The sequence below is a fragment of the Pseudomonas koreensis genome (genome assembly GCF_036668835.1).
GTDB lineage: Bacteria > Pseudomonadota > Gammaproteobacteria > Pseudomonadales > Pseudomonadaceae > Aquipseudomonas > Aquipseudomonas koreensis_I.
The window spans coordinates 552,605-572,692 of the sequence record NZ_JAZEVW010000005.1 but is presented as its reverse complement, the minus strand read 5'-3'; the positions used below and the strand labels follow the sequence as shown (position 1 = coordinate 572,692).

Below are 20,088 nucleotides of genomic sequence, written 5' to 3'. Positions count from 1 at the left end.
CAACAACTTCAACCACTTGCGCTTCCGATCTCTCGTCAGCGGGAGGCGAATTCTACAGCGTTACACGCTGCTGTCAACACCTCTTTTTCAACTTCCTTTCGGACTTCGATGAACTGAAGCCGCTTGCTGCCGAAACCTACTTAACTCGTTGAATCTCAAGGAGTTTTCCGTTTCGACTGCGCCGGAAGTGGGGCGAATTATAGACACCTGAAATCTGCCGTCAACCGTTAATTTCGCTTTTGACGAATTCTCGCTTCACTCCTCTCCTATATAGAAGATAGAAGCGAAGCAAAGGCCAGCCCGGCGGTGCCTGTAACAGGCAGCCACCACCCACCCATTCGGGATGAGGAGCTATCTAAAGGGGAAGTCGATGTCGGATGGTGTCCCAGGGCAGGTTCGAACTGCCAACCTTCCCCTTAGGAGGGGGATGCTCTATCCAATTGAGCTACTGAGACACAGGTAAGCCGCAGCAGGCGCTGCGTGACGGACGGCGTGCATGTTAACGGCCGAACCCTGATTTGTCATGTCATCCCACGGCTTTTTAAGTGTAGGCCCCTGCCCACCCGTTTGCCGGAAGAGTTACCGGCATTTTGCACGACTCTCAAAACACCACCATTGCAGATTGCAATCAGCGCCATCGCTGAAAATCCTTCAAATGCTTGTTTTTAAACGATTTAACAGCGGATAGACTGTTGGCACGGCGAGTGCTTTGTCTGTTCTATAAAGAACATTCGGAGCCCAACCCCATGAACAGCACCCTTTTGCTTGCAAATGCAATTGCTTTGGCGGTTTTGGTCGGTTCTCAGTTTATCCCCGAGCACAAAGCACCCGAATCCGTGGCTCAACGCGTACCGCATTACTTACAGGTACAAAAGGCGCCTCAACTCGCGGTGTTAAGCAATCAGGGCGCGCCACAAGCCGTCAGCGATTCCGAGCAGACACTTCCGGCGGTAACCTCCGAACGTCTGGTTTTTTGAAACATCTTCAGGAGTACAAATGATGTCCAAGTCAGCTGCGGGATTACTGATCCTCGCCCTGTTGAGCGGCGCTATGCATTTTTCGCTGTTCGAGGACACCAAGATCAGCCTGCCGCTGGTTGGCTGCGGCGTTTTTGCGGTGTTGTTTGTATTGGCATTGGCTGCCGGACGCAAAATCAAATTTGATCCGGTTTTACGCTAAGCGCAATCAAAGCCAAAAGTTGATTCACGGCATCCCCCAGGTTGCCGGAGTTGTCGATGAGGCGCAAAGGCCCATCGCTCGACCTCCTATCCTTGAACTGCGCATTACGACCCAGCCTCTGATCGATCTGCTCAAGCGTCTCACGACCACGCTTGAGCAGACGCTCTCGTAACACATCGTCCCGAACCGTCAACAAGACTGCAATAAGCCCTGGGTAACGCATCATCGCCTGGCGCAAGTTAGCTCGCGAACCATTAACCAAAACGTGTCGACCGGAGCTCAGGCGTTGATCCATCTCAGCGGGAATGCCATAGGACAGGCCATTGGCGTGCCAAGCCAAGGCAAAATCACCAGCGCGCTCACGCTGGTCGAACTCATCGGGCGTCACTCCGATAGCATCTTCCCCCACCGATTCGGCGGACCGGGTAATCACCCGGCGCATGACTTCGCAATTCAACGCACGCAATGGTTGGCGAGCAGCCTCGATAAGGCTGTCTTTGCCTGAACCGGACGGGCCCATCAAATAAATAAGCTTGCCATCCATCCCTTAAACGCCCTCTGCGGATGCCCGCCACTAGTAAATCGGCAATTTGCCACTATCCTGTAAAGGTAGGTAACAAGGATGCGCAGCTGCTTAGCATGCACCTTACGGCACCTTAGAGCATCCGCGGAAGCCGATGACACCCAGGCAGAGCGCGGGACAAAGGCAAAGATTTCCAACCAGTCCGCATTTCTGATGATTGGTGCTGGCATTACGCCTTTACCCGGCTCAATATTTGTCACAGAATTGACGCCAATGATCTGGCAATTTTGAGGCATGATGCGGGCCTCTTAACAATTCAGGTTGAACCATTTGGCGCGGATGCTTGTCCTACCACACATCCTGCGGCCAATCCCGAGAACCGCTCCCCTGAACTAACCGGTTAAATATATGCGCCCATTGAAACAGGCAATTTATTCCAGCCGTACGGCTGACAAGTTCGTCGTACGTCTGCCAGACGGAATGCGTGAACGCATTGCCGAGGTGGCTCGCAATCATCATCGCAGCATGAACTCCGAGATCATTGCGCGCCTTGAGCAGAGTCTTATTCAGGAAGGTGCACTGGGCGAAGAGCTGAGCATGCGCCTGGACAGCCCGGAGCTGTCGTTGCACGAGCGCGAGCTGTTACAACGCTTCCGTCAGTTGTCGCACCGTCAGCAGAACGCACTGGTTTCGCTGATTGCACACGATGCGGAAATGGCCGCAGACGCGTCCTGAGTAACACGAACACCTCAAGCCAGCTTTGATAGCTGGCTTTTTTTTGCCCGAAATTTGCTTTTCACAGGCAAAAAAAACCCGCCAGACTGGCGGGTTGTTTCAGCGCGATCAGTTAGAGCAAGAAGATCGTCGCCAGCCCCAGGAAGATGAAGAAACCACCGCTGTCGGTCATGGCAGTGATCATCACACTGGCCCCCATCGCCGGATCCCGGCCCATCTTAGCCAGCGTCATCGGAATCAATACACCCATCAGCGCAGCCAACAGCAGGTTCAGCGTCATCGCGGCAGTCATTACCACGCCTAGCGACCAACTGCCGTAAAGCAGATAGGCAACCACACCGATCACCCCACCCCAGACCAGGCCATTGATCAGACCTACCGCGAGCTCCTTGCGCATCAGCCGTGAGGTATTGCCGGTGCTGACCTGATCAAGCGCCATAGCGCGTACGATCATGGTGATCGTCTGATTACCGGAGTTGCCGCCGATACCGGCGACAATCGGCATCAACGCTGCCAGCGCGACCAACTTCTCGATCGAACCTTCGAACAAACCGATCACCCGCGATGCGACAAACGCCGTGATCAGGTTGACGGCCAGCCACGCCCAACGGTTGCGCAACGACTTCCAGACGGAAGCGAAGATATCTTCCTCTTCGCGCAAACCCGCCATGTTAAGAACTTCGCTTTCGCTCTCCTCACGGATCAGGTCGACCATTTCGTCGATGGTCAGACGACCGATCAGCTTGCCGTTCTTGTCGACCACCGGTGCCGAGATCAAGTCGTAACGCTCGAACGCCTGCGCAGCATCGTAGGCGTCTTCGTCCGGGTGAAAGCTAACCGGATCGCTGGCCATGACTTCGGCGACCTGTTTCTCCGGATCGTTGACCAGCAGACGCTTGATCGGCAAAACGCCTTTGAGCACGCCGTCGTAATCAACCACGAACAGCTTATCGGTATGCCCCGGAAGCTCTTTCAGGCGACGCAGATAACGCAAAACCACTTCGAGACTGACATCCTCACGGATGGTCACCATCTCGAAGTCCATCAATGCACCGACCTGGTCCTCGTCATAGGACAGGGCTGAACGCACGCGCTCACGCTGCTGATTGTCGAGGCTCTCCATCAGCTCATGAACGACGTCTCGCGGCAGCTCGGAAGCCAGGTCAGCGAGTTCGTCGGCGTCCATGTCCTTGGCAGCCGCGAGCAGCTCGTGATCGTCCATGTCGGCGATCAGCGTTTCACGAACGGAATCGGATACTTCGAGCAGAATGTCGCCGTCGCGGTCAGCCTTGACCAATTGCCAGAGCGTCAGACGATCGTCCAGCGGCAGGGCTTCGAGAATATACGCAACGTCGGCGGAGTGCAGATCATCGAGCTTGCGTTGCAGCTCGACGAGATTTTGCCGGTGGACCAGGTTTTCGACGCGGTCGTGATGCGGGCCTTCCTGACGATGAGTCAGGTCCTCGACGACACGCTGGCGCTGCAGCAGCTCGACCACCTGAGCCAGGCGATCCTGCAGGCTTTCTTGAGTTTTCTTTACTTCGATTTCAGACATAGGCGAACTCCACTCCCAGCAGCGGGGCACGCCGGAAGGATCAATCAGTCAATTCATGATTGGTGAAACGGGGTACTGAGTAACTACTGGGTAAGTCCATGGAATTTTTCCATAAGCCCCGGCGGGGCTGACGGGCGCAATGATACACCGCTTGACGGTTTTAAACGTTAAAAAATCACGGTCGAAACAAGCGCTTGCGAAACAATTCTGAGCGCCGTCCTGAACCCTGCAACTGCGACGACTCATTCTGTAAAGAAAACACACCGGCAGTGGAAAATGTGGCGACTAAGCTTGAAGACAGATCGTCATGGAGGACATCGAATGCGGTTCAAATCCTATGCTTTTCTGCTACCCGCCTGCCTGCTTTGCCTGCCATCCAGCGCAGCGCCTGTTTCGCTTCATCGTTGCGAGGACAGCGACGGCAGGGTCACATTCACCTCAATGAGCTGCGCGCAGGGTGAGCAGCGCTCGACACAAGAGGTACACCCCTACTCACCCGGATCGGTTGCCGTAATGCCAGAACACAACCACGAACGCATAAACGATTTGAGGGCCACGCGTCGAGAACCGGCCGTGATTGGTCATGCTGAAGACAACTGCGGAAATCTGATCGATAACCGACAGCGGCGCGAAGCGATCATTAATCGGCGCGTCATCGCCGGCATGAGCCAGCAGGACGTCGAAAGCGCACTGGGCAAGCCAGACAAGATGAGTATCAGAACATCGACCACCCGCTACAGTTACGACCTCAAGCGAGGCCGCAGTGCTCAGATCGATTTTGACGAGAGAGGATGCGTGAAGGCGAAAGCGAAATCCCGGACAGCAAAAAGCCCGCGTTAAACGCGGGCTTTCTGGTATATGGTGCACTCGACAGGATTCGAACCTGTGACCGCTCGGTTCGTAGCCGAGTACTCTATCCAGCTGAGCTACGAGTGCAATTTGTGTTTTTAGCCCAGACCACAACTGGATGAAGCCAAGTTACCCGCATCACTGCAACTAACTCTTAAATGGTGCACTCGACAGGATTCGAACCTGTGACCGCTCGGTTCGTAGCCGAGTACTCTATCCAGCTGAGCTACGAGTGCATTTGTGTTTTTAGACCAGCTCACATCTGGTTGAAGCCGAGTTATCTGCATCGCTGCAATTAACTCTTAAATGGTGCACTCGACAGGATTCGAACCTGTGACCGCTCGGTTCGTAGCCGAGTACTCTATCCAGCTGAGCTACGAGTGCATTTGTTGCGCCGCATTATAGCCCGTCTAATCTCTATTCCAACCACTTTTTCTAGTAAATTCAAACACTTACCGAAAAAGCCAGATTACAACGTACTAAGCAAATAATGGCGGAGAACGGGGGATTCGAACCCCCGACACCCTTGTGAGGTGTACTCCCTTAGCAGGGGAGCGCCTTCGGCCACTCGGCCAGCTCTCCGCAACACGGGGCGTATCTTAACCAACCTTTTCCCCGTTTGCAAACATAAAAATCGATAAAAATTAATGGCTTGGTTCTTCGTCCTTCTCTTTCTTTATACGCAGGTAAATTTCCTCACGGTGGACGGCAACCTCTTTCGGCGCGTTGACGCCGATGCGCACCTGGTTTCCTTTAACGCCGAGCACGGTCACGGTGATTTCGCCATCACCGATAATCAGGCTTTCTGCGCACCGACGAGTCAGAATCAGCATACCTTTCTCCTCACGCAATTCTTTCAGGGACAACAGTCTGCAAAAAAAAGGCACCCGACCTACAACCGGAGCGATCGTAGCCCTACATGCCTGAGTATTGACCAGCGCGAGCAAAAGAACAGTTCAGGGCTCGCGCCATTCAAAAATAAAGGGCGCGTTCAGACCGCGCCCCTCAAGAAACGGAATTACTCGCCCTGACGGGCCGGAGCATCCAGTTCGAAAGCCGTGTGCAGGGCGCGCACGGCCAGTTCCAGGTACTTCTCTTCGATCACCACGGAAACCTTGATTTCCGACGTCGAGATCATCTGGATGTTGATGCTTTCCTTGGCCAGCGATTCGAACATGCGGCTGGCAACGCCTGCGTGGGAACGCATGCCGACGCCGACGATCGAGACCTTGGCAATCCTGGTGTCGCCAACCACTTCACGGGCACCGATCTCGCGAGCGGTGTTTTCCAGCACGGTCTGTGCGGCCTGGTAGTCGTTGCGGTGCACGGTGAAGGTGAAGTCGGTGGTGTTATCGTGCGCAACGTTCTGCACGATCATGTCGACTTCGATGTTCGCGGCACTGATCGGACCGAGAATCTTGAACGCCACGCCCGGGGTGTCTGGCACGCCACGGATGGTCAGCTTGGCTTCATCGCGGTTGAAAGCGATGCCGGAAATGATCGGCTGTTCCATGGTTTCCTCTTCATCAATAGTAATGAGGGTGCCCGGACCCTCCTTGAAGCTGTGCAGTACGCGCAGCGGAACGTTGTACTTGCCGGCGAATTCGACCGCACGGATCTGCAACACCTTGGAACCGAGGCTGGCCATTTCCAGCATCTCTTCGAAGGTGATCTTGTCCAGACGCTGGGCGACCGGAACAACACGCGGATCGGTGGTGTAAACGCCATCAACGTCGGTGTAGATCTGGCACTCGTCAGCCTTCAGCGCAGCTGCAAGGGCCACGCCAGTGGTATCGGAACCGCCACGACCGAGGGTGGTGATGTTGCCGTGCTCGTCGACGCCCTGGAAACCGGCGACCACAACCACGCGACCGGCTTTCAGGTCGCCACGAATCTTCTGGTCATCAATCTGCAAGATACGCGCTTTATTGTGCGCACTGTCTGTCAGGATCCGCACCTGATTACCGGTGTACGACACCGCTGGCACACCGCGCTTGATCAGCGCCATGGCCAACAGGGCAATCGTCACCTGCTCACCGGTGGAAACGATCACGTCCAGTTCGCGCGGAACCGGTTGCGTCTCGCCACTGATTTGCTTGGCCAGATCGATCAGACGGTTGGTTTCGCCGCTCATTGCCGACAGCACGACCACCAGGTCATCGCCGGCATCACGGAATTTCTTAACCTTGTCGGCGACCTGCTCGATTCTCTCGACAGTGCCGACCGAGGTGCCTCCAAATTTCTGTACGATCAAAGCCATTTCAAAGCCGCCTCTGCCCATGAAGGGCGCCCAATAATTACTCGATCAGCCCCCGGGTGCGCCATTGGATCGCGCGCCCGGCGGGCTGTCTTATAGACCCTGCTCGACGAATGGAACGGTCAGCGCCAGTGCGCCATCCAGTGCGCCGGCATCAACACCGCCGCCCTGCGCCATGTCCGGACGACCACCGCCCTTCCCGCCCACCGCCGCAGCAGCCTGCTTCATCAAATCACCGGCTTTGAGTTGGCCAGTCAGGTCCTTGGTTACGCCTGCAACCAGTACGACCTTTTCCTCATGGACACCGCCGAGCAGGATCACTGCGCGGCCGAGTTTGTTTTTCAGCTGATCGACCAGCGCCAGCAGCGCCTTGCCGTCCTGACCGTCCAGACGTGCGGCCAGAACCTTCACGCCCTTGACGTCCACTGCCGAGGCCGACAGATCGTCGCCCGCCGCACTGGCCGCCTTGGCCTGCAACTGCTCGAGTTGCTTCTCCAGCAGGCGGTTGCGCTCGAGCACAGCCGACAGCTTGTCGATCAGATTGTCACGGCTGCCCTTGACGAGGCTGGCCGCTTCCTTGAGTTGTTCTTCGGCAGCGTTGAGGTACGTCAGCGCCGCGGCACCGGTGACGGCTTCGATACGACGCACGCCCGAGGCCACGCCGCCTTCGCTGATGATTTTCAGCAGGCCGATGTCGCCGGTACGGTTGGCGTGGATACCGCCGCACAGTTCGACGGAGAAGTCGCCGCCCATGCTCAGCACGCGCACGCTGTCACCGTACTTCTCGCCGAACAGCGCCATGGCGCCCTTGTTCTTCGCGGTATCGATGTCGGTTTCTTCGGTTTCAACCGCAGAGTTCTTGCGGATCTCGGCGTTGACGATGTCTTCCAGTTGCTTGATCTGCGCAGGCTTGATCGCCTCGAAGTGGCTGAAGTCGAAACGCAGGCGCTGGCTGTCGACCAACGAACCTTTCTGCTGCACGTGCTCACCCAGCACCTGACGCAATGCCGCGTGCAGCAAGTGGGTGGCCGAGTGGTTCAACGCGGTGGCGTGACGCACTTCGGCGTCGACGTGAGTTTCCACCGGCGCGCCGATGGTCAGACTGCCGGACGCCAGCACACCGTGATGCAGGAACGCACCGCCGGTCTTGGTAGTGTCGCGCACGTCAAAACGGCTGTTGCCCGCCTGAATGAAACCGCAGTCGCCGATCTGGCCACCGGATTCGGCGTAGAACGGCGTCTGGTTGAGCACGATTACTGCCTCTTCGCCTTCGCTCAGCACGTCGACCGACTGACCATCCTTATAGATAGCCACGATTTTTGCCGAACCGCTGGTGGCGGCGTAACCGGTGAACTCGGTGGCAACGTCAACCTTGACCAGCGTGTTGTAGTCCAGACCGAACGAACTGGCGGAGCGCGCGCGGACACGCTGGGCTTCCATTTCACGCTCGAAGCCGACTTCATCGACGGTCAGGCCGCGTTCGCGGGCGATGTCAGCGGTCAGGTCCATCGGGAAACCGTAGGTATCGTAAAGCTTGAACACCACATCGCCCGGCACCACGGTGCCTTTGAGCTCGGCCAGATCCTGCTCGAGAATCTTCAGGCCGTGCTCCAGTGTTTTGGAGAACTGTTCTTCTTCGGCCTTGAGCACACGCTCGATGTTGCTCTGCTGCTTTTTCAGTTCCGGGAACGCTTCGCCCATCTCGGCCACCAGCGCCGCGACGATCTTGTAGAAGAAGCTGCCGGTGGCGCCGAGCTTGTTGCCGTGACGGCAGGCGCGACGAATGATCCGGCGCAGCACGTAACCACGACCTTCGTTGGACGGCAGCACGCCGTCGGCAATCAGGAAACCGCAGGAACGGATGTGGTCGGACACCACTTTGAGCGAAGACTGATCACCGTTTTCGCAACCGATCGCTTCAGCCGAAGCCTTCAGCAGGTTCTTGAACAGGTCGATGTCGTAGTTGGAATTGACGTGCTGCATCACCGCACTGATCCGCTCCAGGCCCATGCCGGTGTCGACCGACGGCGCTGGCAACGGATGCAACACGCCGTCGGCGGTGCGGTTGAACTGCATGAACACGTTGTTCCAGATTTCGATGTAACGATCGCCATCTTCTTCCGGCGAGCCCGGCGGGCCACCCCAGATGTGCTCGCCGTGATCGTAGAAAATCTCGGTGCACGGGCCGCACGGGCCGGTGTCGCCCATGGTCCAGAAGTTGTCGGACGCGTACGGCGCGCCTTTGTTGTCGCCGATACGGATCATGCGCTCGGCCGGCACGCCGATTTTCTGCGTCCAGATGTCATACGCTTCGTCGTCGGTGGCGTAGACGGTGACCCAGAGTTTTTCCTTCGGCAGCTTCAGCACGCCGGTCAGGAAGGTCCAGGCGAAGGTGATCGCGTCGTGCTTGAAATAATCGCCGAAGCTGAAGTTACCGAGCATTTCGAAGAACGTGTGGTGACGGGCGGTATAACCGACGTTTTCCAGGTCACTGTTCTTGCCACCGGCGCGCACGCACTTCTGGCTGCTGGTCGCACGGGTGTAGGCACGTTTTTCCTGGCCCAGGAAGCAGTCCTTGAACTGGTTCATCCCCGCGTTGGTGAACAGCAGGGTTGGGTCGTTGCCCGGAATCAAAGAGCTGGAGGCTACACGGGTGTGGCCTTGCTCTTCGAAGAAGCGAAGGAAGGCTTCACGGATTTCTGCGCTTTTCATTAGGTTCTTCCACGGAGGCTGCGGCCAAAGGCCTGTTCGAAACGTCAGAGACGAAGCGACGGCAAAGGGCCGCATTATATCGGCCCTGCGCGCGGGGTACAGCGTGTTTATACGATAGAAACGGTCAATTGGACGGCTAACGCTGTCACTTGCGTGAAAACTCGACGAATGTCGCGATCACTTGCTCGATTTGCGCACGGCTGACGTCCATGTGCGTGACCATGCGCAGACGTGCAGCCGCGCTGAGCTTGATCCCGCGCTCGGCCGCGAAGGCCTTGAGCGCCTCGGCCCTGTCGCCCATTTGCACATAAACCATATTGGTTTGCACGGGTTCGACGACGAAACCGGCCTCACGCAGACCCTCGGCCAGCTGTTGCGCGTTGGCGTGATCATCGGCCAGCCGCCCGACGTTGTGATCCAGTGCGTACAGCCCCGCCGCTGCCAGCACGCCGGCCTGGCGCATGCCGCCGCCGACCATTTTGCGCAAACGCCGGGCCTTGCCGATCAGTTGTTCAGAACCGCACAGCACCGAGCCGACCGGTGCACCGAGGCCTTTGGACAGGCACACCGACACCGAATCGAAATACTGCGTGATTTCCCGCGCATCGACACCGAGCTTGACCGCTGCGTTGTAGAGCCGCGCCCCGTCCAGGTGCAACTGCAGGCCATGCTGCTGAGTGAAGCGTCGGGCCCGGGCCAGATATTCCAGTGGCAGCACTTTGCCTTGCATGGTGTTTTCCAACGCCAGCAAGCGCGTGCGAGCAAAGTGGAAGTCGTCCGGTTTGATCGCTGCGGCGACCTGCTCCAGATCGAGCGAACCGTCGGCCTGCACTTCCAGCGGCTGCGGCTGGATCGAACCGAGCACGGCAGCACCACCACCCTCGTATTTGTAGGTGTGCGCCTGCTGGCCGACGATGTATTCGTCGCCGCGCTCACAGTGCGCCATCAACCCGAGCAGATTACTCATGGTCCCGGTCGGCACGAACAGCGCGGCTGCAAAACCGAGGCGGCTGGCCAGTTCGCCTTCCAGACGGTTGACCGTAGGGTCTTCGCCGTACACGTCGTCACCGGTGTCCGCCGCCAGCATGGCGTCGAGCATGGCGGGAGTCGGTTGGGTGACGGTGTCGCTGCGAAGATCGATAACGCTCATGAACCTGGCCTCTGGTCAGCAGGGGGAATCCCTTTGTGAAGTGGGATTACTGCGGTCATGGCGCGGATTAATCAAGCCTTGAAGAAGGATAAATCACGGTCCTCAGGAAAAAAGCATGGTCCATGTGTGAGCGAGCCTCGCGAAAGCGGAGTAACAGTCAGCATATTCGTTGAATGTGAAGCCGCTTTCGCGAGCAAGCTCGCTCCCACAGGTTCTGTGCAGGACCGAAAAATATGTGTTACAAACTGCGCGCTGCCCGAGTTCGGGCGGCACAAACGTTCTCAGGGCGGGGTGCAATTCCCCACCGGCGGTAATTGCGCGCAATGCGCATAGCCCGCGAGCGCTTGGCGACGAACACGGCAATCGCGGTGGTCGGCGCCAAGGTCAGCAGACCCGGTGTGATTCCGGGGCCGACGGTCATAGTCCGGATGAAGAGAGAACGGGATCAAAAGCACAGGGCCGTCCGCGCGTTGTCGTGCGCGTGCGTACCCTGGCATCCCTTTCGATTCATAACGCCCTGTTTTTTACACAAACAGGAGTCAGAACATGCAACCCACCGCTATCGACAGCAAAAGCAAACACCCGCACGGCGAGCGCGTCGCGTTCATCCAGGCTTGCTGGCACAAGGAAATCGTCGACCAGAGCCGCAAAGGCTTCGTCGCCGAAATGCTTGCGCAGGGTTATCAGGAATCGGACATCGACTTCTTTGAAGTCGGCGGCGCTTTTGAAATGCCTCTGCACGCCAAACTGCTGGCCAAGACCGGTCGTTACGCCGGCATCGTCGCAGCAGCCCTCGTCGTGGACGGCGGCATCTACCGTCATGAGTTCGTCGCCCAGTCAGTGGTCAGCGGCCTGATGCAGGTACAACTGGAAACCGAAGTGCCGGTGTTCTCGGTGTCGCTGACGCCGCATCACTTCCATTCTGGCGAAGAGCATCAGAAATTCTTCTTTGAGCACTTTGTGCACAAAGGCCAGGAAGCGGCGCGGACGTGTGCCGATACGCTGCGTAAAGTTCGCGCGTTGCGTCGTACCGAGCCGCATGCGGTAGCGGTCTGATTCCAGCAGGCTGAGTGGGGAATCCAAACCCCACTCAGATTAATCCACAGTAGTGTGTGTTGGCCGGAAAATCAGGCGAGGTTTTCGTCGGTGGTCGGGACGATCAGGATCCCGGCACGCAGGCCGTTTTTGACCTTCGGGTTGGGGAAGATGATCCGCGCGCCCGGCTCTTCAATGACCCAACGGGTATTGGCCAGATCCTCGGCCAGCACATAACCCATGTCCAACTCGGAAAAGTTCTCGATATCCGCCGGCAGGTTCAGGCGGAACGCATCGCTGTGCTTGATGATTTCCCGGGCGACGCTGAACAGCTGCAAGCCGTCCAGCCCCGCTTGGGCCATCTCCGGCTCGCTGCCTTCGATGATCTGCTTCAAGCGAGTTTCCAGCAGCGACACGTTGACCCCGTCGTTCTGCCCGAACGGTCGCGCCTTGCCCAGTTCCAGGGTGAAAGCCTCGGCATCGAGTTTGTCGTAAGTATAGGAACTGAAGACGATCGACGGTTTGTTCTGCAGCAACACGGCTTCCATACCGGCCGCACGAAGGCGCGCCAGTTCAAGACGCGAATGCTGGCGCCCTTCTTTCCATGGATAGAGGGCGAACTGCTCGATCTTCGAGCCACGAATCGCCGTGTGCAAGTCGTAGTGCAAACGCTGGCGCTCGGTTTTGCTGAAGAAAGTCGCCGCCAGACGCTCCAGCTCACAGGCACGCAGCGCTTCGCTGCCACTGCTTTGTTCGTGCCGGCCGTTGAACAGCCGATTGACGTCCTGCTCGATGAAGCGCTCGCCTTTGCGCATCGCCTCGGGGTTACCGAACAGAAACAGAATGCGTGCACGCGGCTTCAGATCGCCGCGTGCGATGTCGTGCAGCAGCCGGTCGAGCAACTCGATCGGTGCGGTTTCGTTGCCGTGGATACCCGCCGACAGCAGCAAGTCCAGGCCATTATCGCGCGCTTCCGTGGGCCGGACTTCCAGCGCCCCTTCGCTCAACCAGCGCATGCGCACGCCTTCGACAGTCAGTTGAGTCTTCTCCGCCGGTTCACGGCCGGCGAGGGTCAGTTCAAGCAGTTTGCCGAGGGCGAGCATAGAGCGGTTTCCTTAGTGGTCGTGGTTGCAATCCGGGCCGTGTACGTGATCCTCGTCAGCGCCGAGGTCAGCCGGTTCCATTTCCAGTTGCAGACTTACCAGATTAGTCGCCAATGGGCGCAACAGCAGGTTGGCGTACTCTTCGTCACCTTCTTCGACGTCGACGCCGATCAGTAACTGGCCGCGGCCGTCCTGCTGGATCCACAGCTCTTTGCCTTGCCACATGACCGCGACGCGGGTGCACGAGGTTTGCAGTTGCGTGCCGTCGGTGTCTTCAAGGATCAGCTGCAGGGAATCGCTCATGTTTTTACTCTCTTGGGGTGACACGCCGCGCGCTGCATTCTGGCAACGCGCCGGCGATCAATTGATCTGGAAGGGATAAACCGCGCCCAGTTTAAGGATTTGCGTCAGTTCATCCAGTGCCGTCCGGCATTCAAGCAACAACTGCGGGTCCGCCAGATCGCTTTCGCTGAGGCGGTCGCGGTAGTGCTTTTCAACCCATGCGGTCAACGAACCGTACAACGGTGGCGTCATGATAACCCCTGGGTTGACCGCCGCCAGTTCCGTTTCGTTGAGCGCCACGCGCAAGCGCAGGCACGCCGGGCCGCCGCCGTTCTGCATGCTCTGCTTGAGGTCGAAGACTTTCACTTCGCGAATCAGACCGCCAGAGCTGGTCAGGCTTTGCAGATACGCCCAGACGCGTTCGTTGGCCTGACACTCCTGCGGCACGATCAGCAGCATCGAGCCGTCTGGGCGTGACAGCAACTGGCTGTTGAACAGGTACGATCGCACCGCGTCATCCACGGTGACCGCCGAACGCGGTACACACACGGACTGGAACTTGCCACCGACCTTGGCCAGTTTGCTCTCCAGCTCAGCGAGCATTTGTTCGGTCTCAAGGAACGCGTCCTCGTGATAGAACAACACTTCGCCGTTGCCCACGGCGATCACGTCGTTGTGGAACACGCCCTGATCGATCACGTTGGGGTTCTGCTGCGCGTAAACCACACCGTCTTCGCGCAGACCGTGCAGACGCGCCACGGCTTGCGAAGCTTCGAGGGTCTGCCGCGCCGGGTACTTTTGCGGCGCCGGGTAACGGTTGTCGAACGCACTGCGCCCGAACACGAAGAACTCGACGCCCGCCTCGCCATATTCACGGCAGAAACGCGTGTGGTTGGCCGCGCCTTCGTCACCGAATTGCGCCACCGCCGGCAATGCCGCGTGATGGGCGAAGTGCTGCTGATTGGCGAACATCGCGCCGAGCACGCGACTGGTGGTCGGATGTTCGATGCTGCGGTGGTATTTGCAGTTGAGGTTGGCGGCGGTGAAATGCACGCGACCGTCAGCAGTGTCGGCGCTCGGACTGACCGTGGCGGCGTTGGCTACCCACATGCTCGACGCCGAGCAACTGGCGACCAGCAGCGGCATGGCTTCTTTGGCGGCGCGCTCGATGACCTGCGCGTCGGTGCCGCTGAAACCCAGACGGCGCAACGCGGCCACGTCCGGACGCTCCTGCGGCGCCAGTACGCCCTGTTGAAAGCCCATTTCCATTAGCGCTTTCATTTTCGCCAGGCCTTGCAGCGCCGCTTCTTTCGGGCTCGACGATTGCTGGCTGTTGCTCTGGGAGGCAACGTTGCCGTAGGACAGACCACCGTAGTTATGGGTCGGCCCCACTAGACCGTCAAAATTGACTTCGTAGGATTTCATCAGCGAGGCTCCACGTGAATCTGTTGTTATAGGCTTCAGTAACTGTTCAGTGCGACCGATGCGTGGCCTTCGCGAGCAGGCTCGCTCCCACATTGGAATGCACTTCCCTGTGGGAGCGAGCCTGCTCGCGAATGGGCATCACGCCATTTTCACGCCGGGCGTCAGCGAGGCAGGCAACACCAGGCTCGGGGTTTCCAGCGATGCCACCGGGTACGCGCAGTAATCCGCGGCGTAATAGGCGCTAGCGCGATGGTTGCCCGACGCCCCGACACCGCCAAACGGCGCGCTGCTCGCGGCACCGGTCAGTTGCTTGTTCCAGTTGACGATGCCGGCGCGGCTTTCCAGCCAGAACTGCTGATAACGCGCTTCGGAATCCGACAACAGGCCGGCAGCCAGACCGTAGGCGGTGTTGTTGGCCTCGACGATGGCGGCTTCGAAATCGACGTAACGAATGACTTGCAGCAACGGACCGAACAGTTCTTCGTCCGGGCGCTCGGCGACTGCGGTTACGTCGACAATGCCTGGCGTCAACAATGCCGACTGCGCTTGCGGCTGAGTCATTTCGAGCAGCGACACTGCGCCGTTGGCCAGTAGATGCTCCTGCGCATCCATGAGCGCTTTTGCCGCGCCAAGGGAAACCACCGAGCCCATGAACGGCGCCGGTTGCTGATCGAACGCACCGACTTCGATGGTCGCGCTGACGTCCACCAGACGCTTTAGCAGGCTGTCGCCCCACGCCCCTTGCGGCACCAGCAAACGGCGCGCGCAGGTGCAACGCTGGCCGGCGGAGATGAACGCCGACTGAATGATCGTGTAAACCGCAGCATCGAGATCGGCAACCTCGTCGACCACCAGCGGATTGTTGCCGCCCATTTCCAGCGCCAGGATCTTGTCCGGGCGACCAGCGAACTGCTGATGCAGATGATTGCCGGTGCGGCTCGAACCGGTGAAGAACAGACCATCGATCCCCGGATTCGCCGCCAGCGCGATGCCGGTTTCGCGCGCGCCTTGCAGCAGGTTCAGCACGCCCGCTGGCAGGCCGGCTTCGATCCAGCACTTGACCGTCAGCTCAGCGACTTTCGGGGTCAGTTCGCTGGGCTTGAACAGCACGCTGTTACCGGCCAGCAACGCCGGCACGATATGGCCGTTGGGCAGGTGACCGGGGAAGTTGTAAGGGCCGAACACCGCGACCACGCCGTGCGGCTTGTGGCGCAATACGGCGGTGGCGTCGCCCAGCGGGCCGCTCTTCTCGCCGGTGCGCTCGCGGTAGCTCTGCACCGAGATGGCAATCTTGTTGACCATGCTGGTGACTTCGGTCGCGGCTTCCCACAATGGCTTGCCGGTTTCCTCGCCTATAGTGCGGGCCAGTTCGTCGGCATGGTTTTTCAGCGCGGCGGCAAACGCTTCGAGCACGCTGATGCGTTCGTCCAGCGAACGCCGCGCCCAGCCGGGGAACGCCTGGCGTGCGGCCTGCACGGCGGACTCGACCTGAGCCGTGGTGGCGCCCTCGCCCGACCACAGCACTTGCTGGGTCACCGGGTTCAGCGATTGAAAGGCTTCGCCCTGACCGGCCAGCCACTCACCTGCGATGTATAGCGAATTCATTGTTTCGACTCCCGTGCAGCGGACAACGCCACGGCGCGAACCTGATCGCCGGCGCTGAGTTGAAGACGTTTGGCGGTCTGCGGATCGACCACCAGCGTGCCGGCGGCCAGACGCGCAGGCGCCGCGGTAATGCGGCAGTCTTCGCGTTTGCGGTTATGGATGATGAACGGCGTCGCGTCGTCGCCCGGCGTGCCGACGGCCAGCACCAACGCTTCACTGTCGCGCACTGCGCGGATCTTGCCGGTTTCGCATTCAATCGCCGGGCCGGCGTCGAAGATATCGACGTAACCCTGATAGCTGAAACCTTCACCCTTGAGCATCGCCAGCGCCGGCTCGGTGTCCGGGTGGACCTGGCCGATCACGTTGCGCGCATCCGGCGAAAGGAAGCAGGTGTACAGCGGGAATTTCGGCATCAGTTCGGCAATGAACGCCTTGTTGCCGACACCGGTCAGGTAATCAGCCTGGCTGAATTCCATCTTGAAGAAGTGCCGGCCCAGGCTTTCCCAGAACGGCGAGCGCCCGGCGTCATCGGATACACCGCGCATCTCGGCGATGATCTTGTTGCCGAACAGCTCCGGGAACTCGGCGATGAACAACATGCGCGCCTTGGACAGCATGCGGCCGTTCAGACCGCTGCGGTAATCGGCGTGCAGGAACAGCGAGCACAACTCGGAATTGCCGGTCAGGTCGTTGGCCAGGAACAGCGTCGGAATTTCGCGGTAGATGTTCAATTCCTGCGAGGCGCTGACGGTCAGGCCGACACGGAAGTTGTACCAGGGCTCGCGCAGACCGACCGCGCCAGCGATGGCGGAAATCCCCACCACGCGGCCGTTGTCGTCTTCAAGCACGAACAGGTAGTCCGCATCGCCACGGCCAGCTTCGCCGCGAAAGGTCTTCTCGGCCCAGCCGACCCGGTGGGCCAGACGTTCTTCGTTGGCCGGCAAGGTGGTGAGGCCGGTGCCGGTGCTGCGGGCCAGATCGATCAGCGCGGGTAAATCGCTGCTGCGTACGGGACGAACAATCATGCTATCTCCTCAAACGGGCCGCTTGCGCCACCCGTGAAACTCGCTAAGGCGTTAAACCGCCACCAGGCGCACGCTGGCACCTTCACCGACGCCCAAGGCTTCGGCCGCTTCCAGATCCAGAGTCACCGGTTTGCCCGGCGCGTAATCCAGCTCGAGCAACACCGCGCGGTAATCCTGCAACTGCGCGTTGGCGACCAGATACTGGCGCCCGGCACCTTTGACCGGCTCGCCGAGCTTCACCGGCACCACGCGGCTCTGCGCGATCGAGCGGATTCCGGAAACCCGCGCATGCAGGGTCGGGCCACCGTCGAAAATGTCGATGTAGTGATCGGTCTCGAAGCCTTCGCGCATCAGGATGTCGAAGGTGATCTGCGCCCGCGGGTGCACCTGGCCCATCGCTTCTTGCGCGGAGTCCGGCAGCAACGGCACGTAGATCGGGTAATGCGGCATCAGCTCGGCGAGGAACGTGCGGCTTTTCAGCCCGCACAGGCGTTCGGCTTCGGCGTAGTTGAGGTCGAAGAAGTTGCGCCCGATCGCATCCCAGAACGGCGAATCACCGTTTTCATCGCTGTAACCGACGATCTCCGTCACCACCGAATCGGCGAACCGCTCCGGGTGGCTGGCGACGAACAGCAGACGGCCACGGGAATTGAGCTCGGCCCAAGGCGATCCGACCAGCTCGCGCTGCACGTAGAAACTGGTCAGCAGACTGTTGCCGGTCAGGTCGTGGCACTGTGAGAGCACGTGGATCTTGTTGTGGATCTTCAGCTCGCGCGAGGCGTGCACGAAGGTCTCGTTGCGGAAGCTGTAGAACGGCTCCGAATAACCGGCCGAGGCGACAATGGCCGAGCAACCGACCAGCTTGCCGGTGGCGGAATCTTCGAGAACGAAGAAATAGCTTTCCTCACCGTTGAAGCTCACTTCGGCGGCAAACGACGCTTCGCTCGCGGCGATCTTGTCGCTCAGACGTTCCACGTCATCCGGCAAGGAAGTGACACCAATCGGGCTGTCCGCAGCCAGACGCTGTACCTCGCCCAGATCAGCCATTTGCGCGGGGCGCATCACCAGCATGGTGTCACTCCTTTTCTCTTCAAAAAAATCACAGAAAGAACACCGGACCTTGTAGGAGTGAGCCTGCTCGTGATGGCGGTGTACTAGTCGACATCAATGTGTCTGATAGACCGCTATCGCGAGCAGGCTCACTCCTGGAGTTGAACGTGCCCGGTATCAAAATTTTGATCGAAGCCTGAAAAACTCCAGGCATCGACGGGTCCATCAGGCTTGCGTCAGTGCAACGGCGGCGCGTTCGAAGCGGTCCAGGCCGGCATCGATATCGGCGTCTTCGACCACCAGGCTCGGGGCGAAGCGGATCACGTCCGGGCCGGCCTGGAGGATCATCAGGCCTTCTTTTTCAGCGGCGTTGAAGATGTCCTTGGCCTTGCCTTTCCAGGACTCGTTGAGCACGCAGCCGATCAGCAGACCGAGGCCACGAACCTGGGTGAACAGGCCGTATTTCGCACCGATCTGTTCCAGACGCGACTTGAACTTGTCATGCTTGGCGTTCACACCGTTCAACACTTCTGGCGTGTTGACCACATCGATCACCGCTTCCGCCACCGCACAGGCCAGCGGGTTACCGCCATAAGTGGTGCCGTGAGTGCCGACGACCAGATGCTTGGCCAGCGCTTCGGTGGTCAGCATCGCCGCGATCGGGAAACCGCCGCCCAGGCTCTTGGCGCTGGTGAGGATGTCCGGGGTCACGCCGTAATGCTGGTAGGCGAACAGTTTGCCGCTGCGGCCCATGCCGGTCTGCACTTCGTCGAACACCAGCAGCGCGTTGTGCGCGTCGCACAATTGACGGGCACCTTGCAGGTAAGCCAGTTCGGCCGGCAGCACGCCGCCCTCGCCCTGAATCGGTTCGAGCACGACCGCACAGGTCTTGTCGGACACGGCAGCTTTCAGTGCCGCCAGGTCGTTGTAAGGGACATGGGTGATACCGGTGATTTTCGGGCCGAAACCGTCGGAGTATTTCGACTGGCCACCGACGTTGACGGTGAACAGGGTACGGCCGTGGAAGCTGTTCAGCGCGGCGATGATTTCGTACTTCTCGCTGCCGAACCGGTCGAACGCGACGCGACGGGCCAGCTTGAACGCGGCTTCGTTGGCTTCAGCGCCGGAGTTGCAGAAGAATGCGCGCTCGGCGAATGTCGCGTCGATCAGCTTGTGCGCCAGGCGCAGCGCCGGCTCGTTGGTGAACACGTTGGACACATGCCACAGCTTGTTGGCCTGCTCGGTCAAGGCACCGACCAGCGCCGGGTGCGCGTGGCCCAATACGTTGACGGCAATCCCGCCGGCGAAGTCGATCAGCTCGCGGCCGGCCTGATCCCAGACCCGGGAACCGGCGCCACGCACCGGAATGAAAGCGGCAGGCGCGTAGTTGGGAACCATTACCTGGTCGAAATCGGCGCGTTGTACCGCAGCGTGCTCAACGGACATCGGAGTCTCCTGAAAAGGAACACTCGCCGGAAACTGGCGAGCGATTGGGGGGATTGTAAGGACAGTTTTGTGCCCGGCCTTGCCGCCAAGCGACAACTTCTTATAGCGCAAACCCCGGATTTTCCCGGGTTTACGGCAATGCGACATATAGCGTCGC

18 protein-coding genes, 5 tRNA genes and 1 riboswitch are annotated in these 20,088 nt (G+C 59.3%); of the genes, 5 read left to right on the top strand and 18 right to left on the bottom strand.

Annotated elements, in window-relative coordinates:
- Positions 1-378: 378 nt before the first annotated feature.
- Positions 379-455 (bottom strand) — tRNA-Arg (locus V6F91_RS18085).
- A 291-nt stretch (positions 456-746) separates the two neighbouring features.
- Between V6F91_RS18085 and V6F91_RS18080 the strand changes: the two genes are divergently transcribed.
- The gene (locus V6F91_RS18080) at positions 747-977 is read left to right on the top strand and encodes a hypothetical protein (RefSeq protein ID WP_332766721.1); all 231 of its coding nucleotides are present in this window, start codon (positions 747-749) and stop codon (positions 975-977) included.
- Between the two features lie 22 nt (positions 978-999).
- Positions 1,000-1,179, top strand: coding sequence for a PA3371 family protein (locus V6F91_RS18075; RefSeq protein ID WP_332766719.1), 180 nt, complete (start codon positions 1,000-1,002; stop codon positions 1,177-1,179).
- Here V6F91_RS18075 and phnN read toward each other — a convergent pair.
- Positions 1,154-1,723, bottom strand: a complete 570-nt coding sequence (phnN, locus tag V6F91_RS18070; protein WP_332766717.1) for a phosphonate metabolism protein/1,5-bisphosphokinase (PRPP-forming) PhnN — start codon at positions 1,721-1,723, stop codon at positions 1,154-1,156. The two genes, V6F91_RS18075 and phnN, sit on opposite strands and share 26 nt — an antisense overlap.
- Positions 1,724-2,110: 387 nt before the next feature.
- On the opposite strand from phnN, the gene V6F91_RS18065 reads away from it, so the two are divergent.
- Positions 2,111-2,437: an Arc family DNA-binding protein gene (locus V6F91_RS18065; protein WP_003178899.1), complete on the top strand. Its 327-nt coding sequence runs from the start codon at positions 2,111-2,113 to the stop codon at positions 2,435-2,437.
- A gap of 112 nt (positions 2,438-2,549) precedes the next feature.
- Here the strand turns inward: V6F91_RS18065 and mgtE are convergent, their stop codons facing one another.
- Positions 2,550-3,992, bottom strand: coding sequence for a magnesium transporter (gene mgtE, locus V6F91_RS18060; protein WP_090285386.1), 1,443 nt, complete (start codon positions 3,990-3,992; stop codon positions 2,550-2,552).
- Positions 3,993-4,313: 321 nt separating this feature from the next.
- Here mgtE and V6F91_RS18055 point away from each other — a divergent pair, with 321 nt between their 5' ends.
- The gene (locus tag V6F91_RS18055; protein WP_332766713.1) at positions 4,314-4,832 is read left to right on the top strand and encodes a DUF4124 domain-containing protein; all 519 of its coding nucleotides are present in this window, start codon (positions 4,314-4,316) and stop codon (positions 4,830-4,832) included.
- Positions 4,833-4,851: 19 nt separating this feature from the next.
- Here V6F91_RS18055 and V6F91_RS18050 read toward each other — a convergent pair.
- The 8 genes from V6F91_RS18050 to ltaE form a co-directional block, all read right to left on the bottom strand.
- Positions 4,852-4,928, bottom strand: a tRNA-Arg gene (locus tag V6F91_RS18050).
- Between the two features lie 72 nt (positions 4,929-5,000).
- A tRNA-Arg gene (locus tag V6F91_RS18045) sits at positions 5,001-5,077 on the bottom strand.
- 71 nt (positions 5,078-5,148) lie between these two features.
- A tRNA-Arg gene (locus V6F91_RS18040) sits at positions 5,149-5,225 on the bottom strand.
- Positions 5,226-5,332: 107 nt separating this feature from the next.
- A tRNA-Ser gene (locus tag V6F91_RS18035) sits at positions 5,333-5,423 on the bottom strand.
- A 62-nt stretch (positions 5,424-5,485) separates the two neighbouring features.
- A complete protein-coding gene (csrA, locus tag V6F91_RS18030) occupies positions 5,486-5,674 on the bottom strand; it encodes a carbon storage regulator CsrA (protein WP_002554426.1) in 189 nt (62 codons plus the stop codon).
- A gap of 185 nt (positions 5,675-5,859) precedes the next feature.
- Positions 5,860-7,101, bottom strand: a complete 1,242-nt coding sequence (locus V6F91_RS18025; RefSeq protein ID WP_332766710.1) for an aspartate kinase — start codon at positions 7,099-7,101, stop codon at positions 5,860-5,862.
- Between the two features lie 90 nt (positions 7,102-7,191).
- Positions 7,192-9,810 (bottom strand): alanine--tRNA ligase, encoded by a 2,619-nt coding sequence (gene alaS / locus V6F91_RS18020; RefSeq protein ID WP_332766708.1) that lies wholly within the window; start codon positions 9,808-9,810, stop codon positions 7,192-7,194.
- A gap of 145 nt (positions 9,811-9,955) precedes the next feature.
- Positions 9,956-10,960 (bottom strand): low-specificity L-threonine aldolase, encoded by a 1,005-nt coding sequence (ltaE, locus tag V6F91_RS18015; protein ID WP_332766706.1) that lies wholly within the window; start codon positions 10,958-10,960, stop codon positions 9,956-9,958.
- A 273-nt stretch (positions 10,961-11,233) separates the two neighbouring features.
- Positions 11,234-11,405: riboswitch (FMN riboswitch) on the top strand.
- Positions 11,406-11,506: 101 nt separating this feature from the next.
- Here ltaE and V6F91_RS18010 point away from each other — a divergent pair.
- On the top strand, positions 11,507-12,016 hold the full coding sequence (locus tag V6F91_RS18010; protein WP_208940124.1) for a 6,7-dimethyl-8-ribityllumazine synthase: 510 nt from the start codon (positions 11,507-11,509) through the stop codon (positions 12,014-12,016).
- A 71-nt stretch (positions 12,017-12,087) separates the two neighbouring features.
- Here V6F91_RS18010 and astE read toward each other — a convergent pair whose 3' ends face one another.
- The 7 genes from astE to V6F91_RS17975 all read right to left on the bottom strand — a co-directional run bounded on the left by astE (position 12,088) and on the right by V6F91_RS17975 (position 19,931).
- Entirely contained in the window at positions 12,088-13,098 is a 1,011-nt protein-coding gene (gene astE / locus V6F91_RS18005) for a succinylglutamate desuccinylase (RefSeq protein WP_332766704.1), read from the bottom strand.
- Between the two features lie 12 nt (positions 13,099-13,110).
- Positions 13,111-13,401 (bottom strand): hypothetical protein, encoded by a 291-nt coding sequence (locus tag V6F91_RS18000; RefSeq protein ID WP_016773591.1) that lies wholly within the window; start codon positions 13,399-13,401, stop codon positions 13,111-13,113.
- A gap of 57 nt (positions 13,402-13,458) precedes the next feature.
- Positions 13,459-14,805, bottom strand: a complete 1,347-nt coding sequence (astB, locus tag V6F91_RS17995) for an N-succinylarginine dihydrolase (protein ID WP_208940122.1) — start codon at positions 14,803-14,805, stop codon at positions 13,459-13,461.
- A 138-nt stretch (positions 14,806-14,943) separates the two neighbouring features.
- Complete coding sequence (gene astD / locus V6F91_RS17990; protein WP_332766699.1) at positions 14,944-16,410, bottom strand: succinylglutamate-semialdehyde dehydrogenase; 1,467 nt, start codon at positions 16,408-16,410, stop codon at positions 14,944-14,946.
- Positions 16,407-17,435, bottom strand: coding sequence for an arginine N-succinyltransferase (astA, locus tag V6F91_RS17985; RefSeq protein WP_093099208.1), 1,029 nt, complete (start codon positions 17,433-17,435; stop codon positions 16,407-16,409). Before astA ends, astD begins: the two co-directional genes overlap by 4 nt.
- Positions 17,436-17,486: 51 nt before the next feature.
- A complete protein-coding gene (aruF, locus tag V6F91_RS17980) occupies positions 17,487-18,506 on the bottom strand; it encodes an arginine/ornithine succinyltransferase subunit alpha (RefSeq protein WP_090285407.1) in 1,020 nt (339 codons plus the stop codon).
- Between the two features lie 204 nt (positions 18,507-18,710).
- Complete coding sequence (locus V6F91_RS17975) at positions 18,711-19,931, bottom strand: aspartate aminotransferase family protein (RefSeq protein WP_332766696.1); 1,221 nt, start codon at positions 19,929-19,931, stop codon at positions 18,711-18,713.
- Positions 19,932-20,088 lie beyond the last annotated feature (157 nt).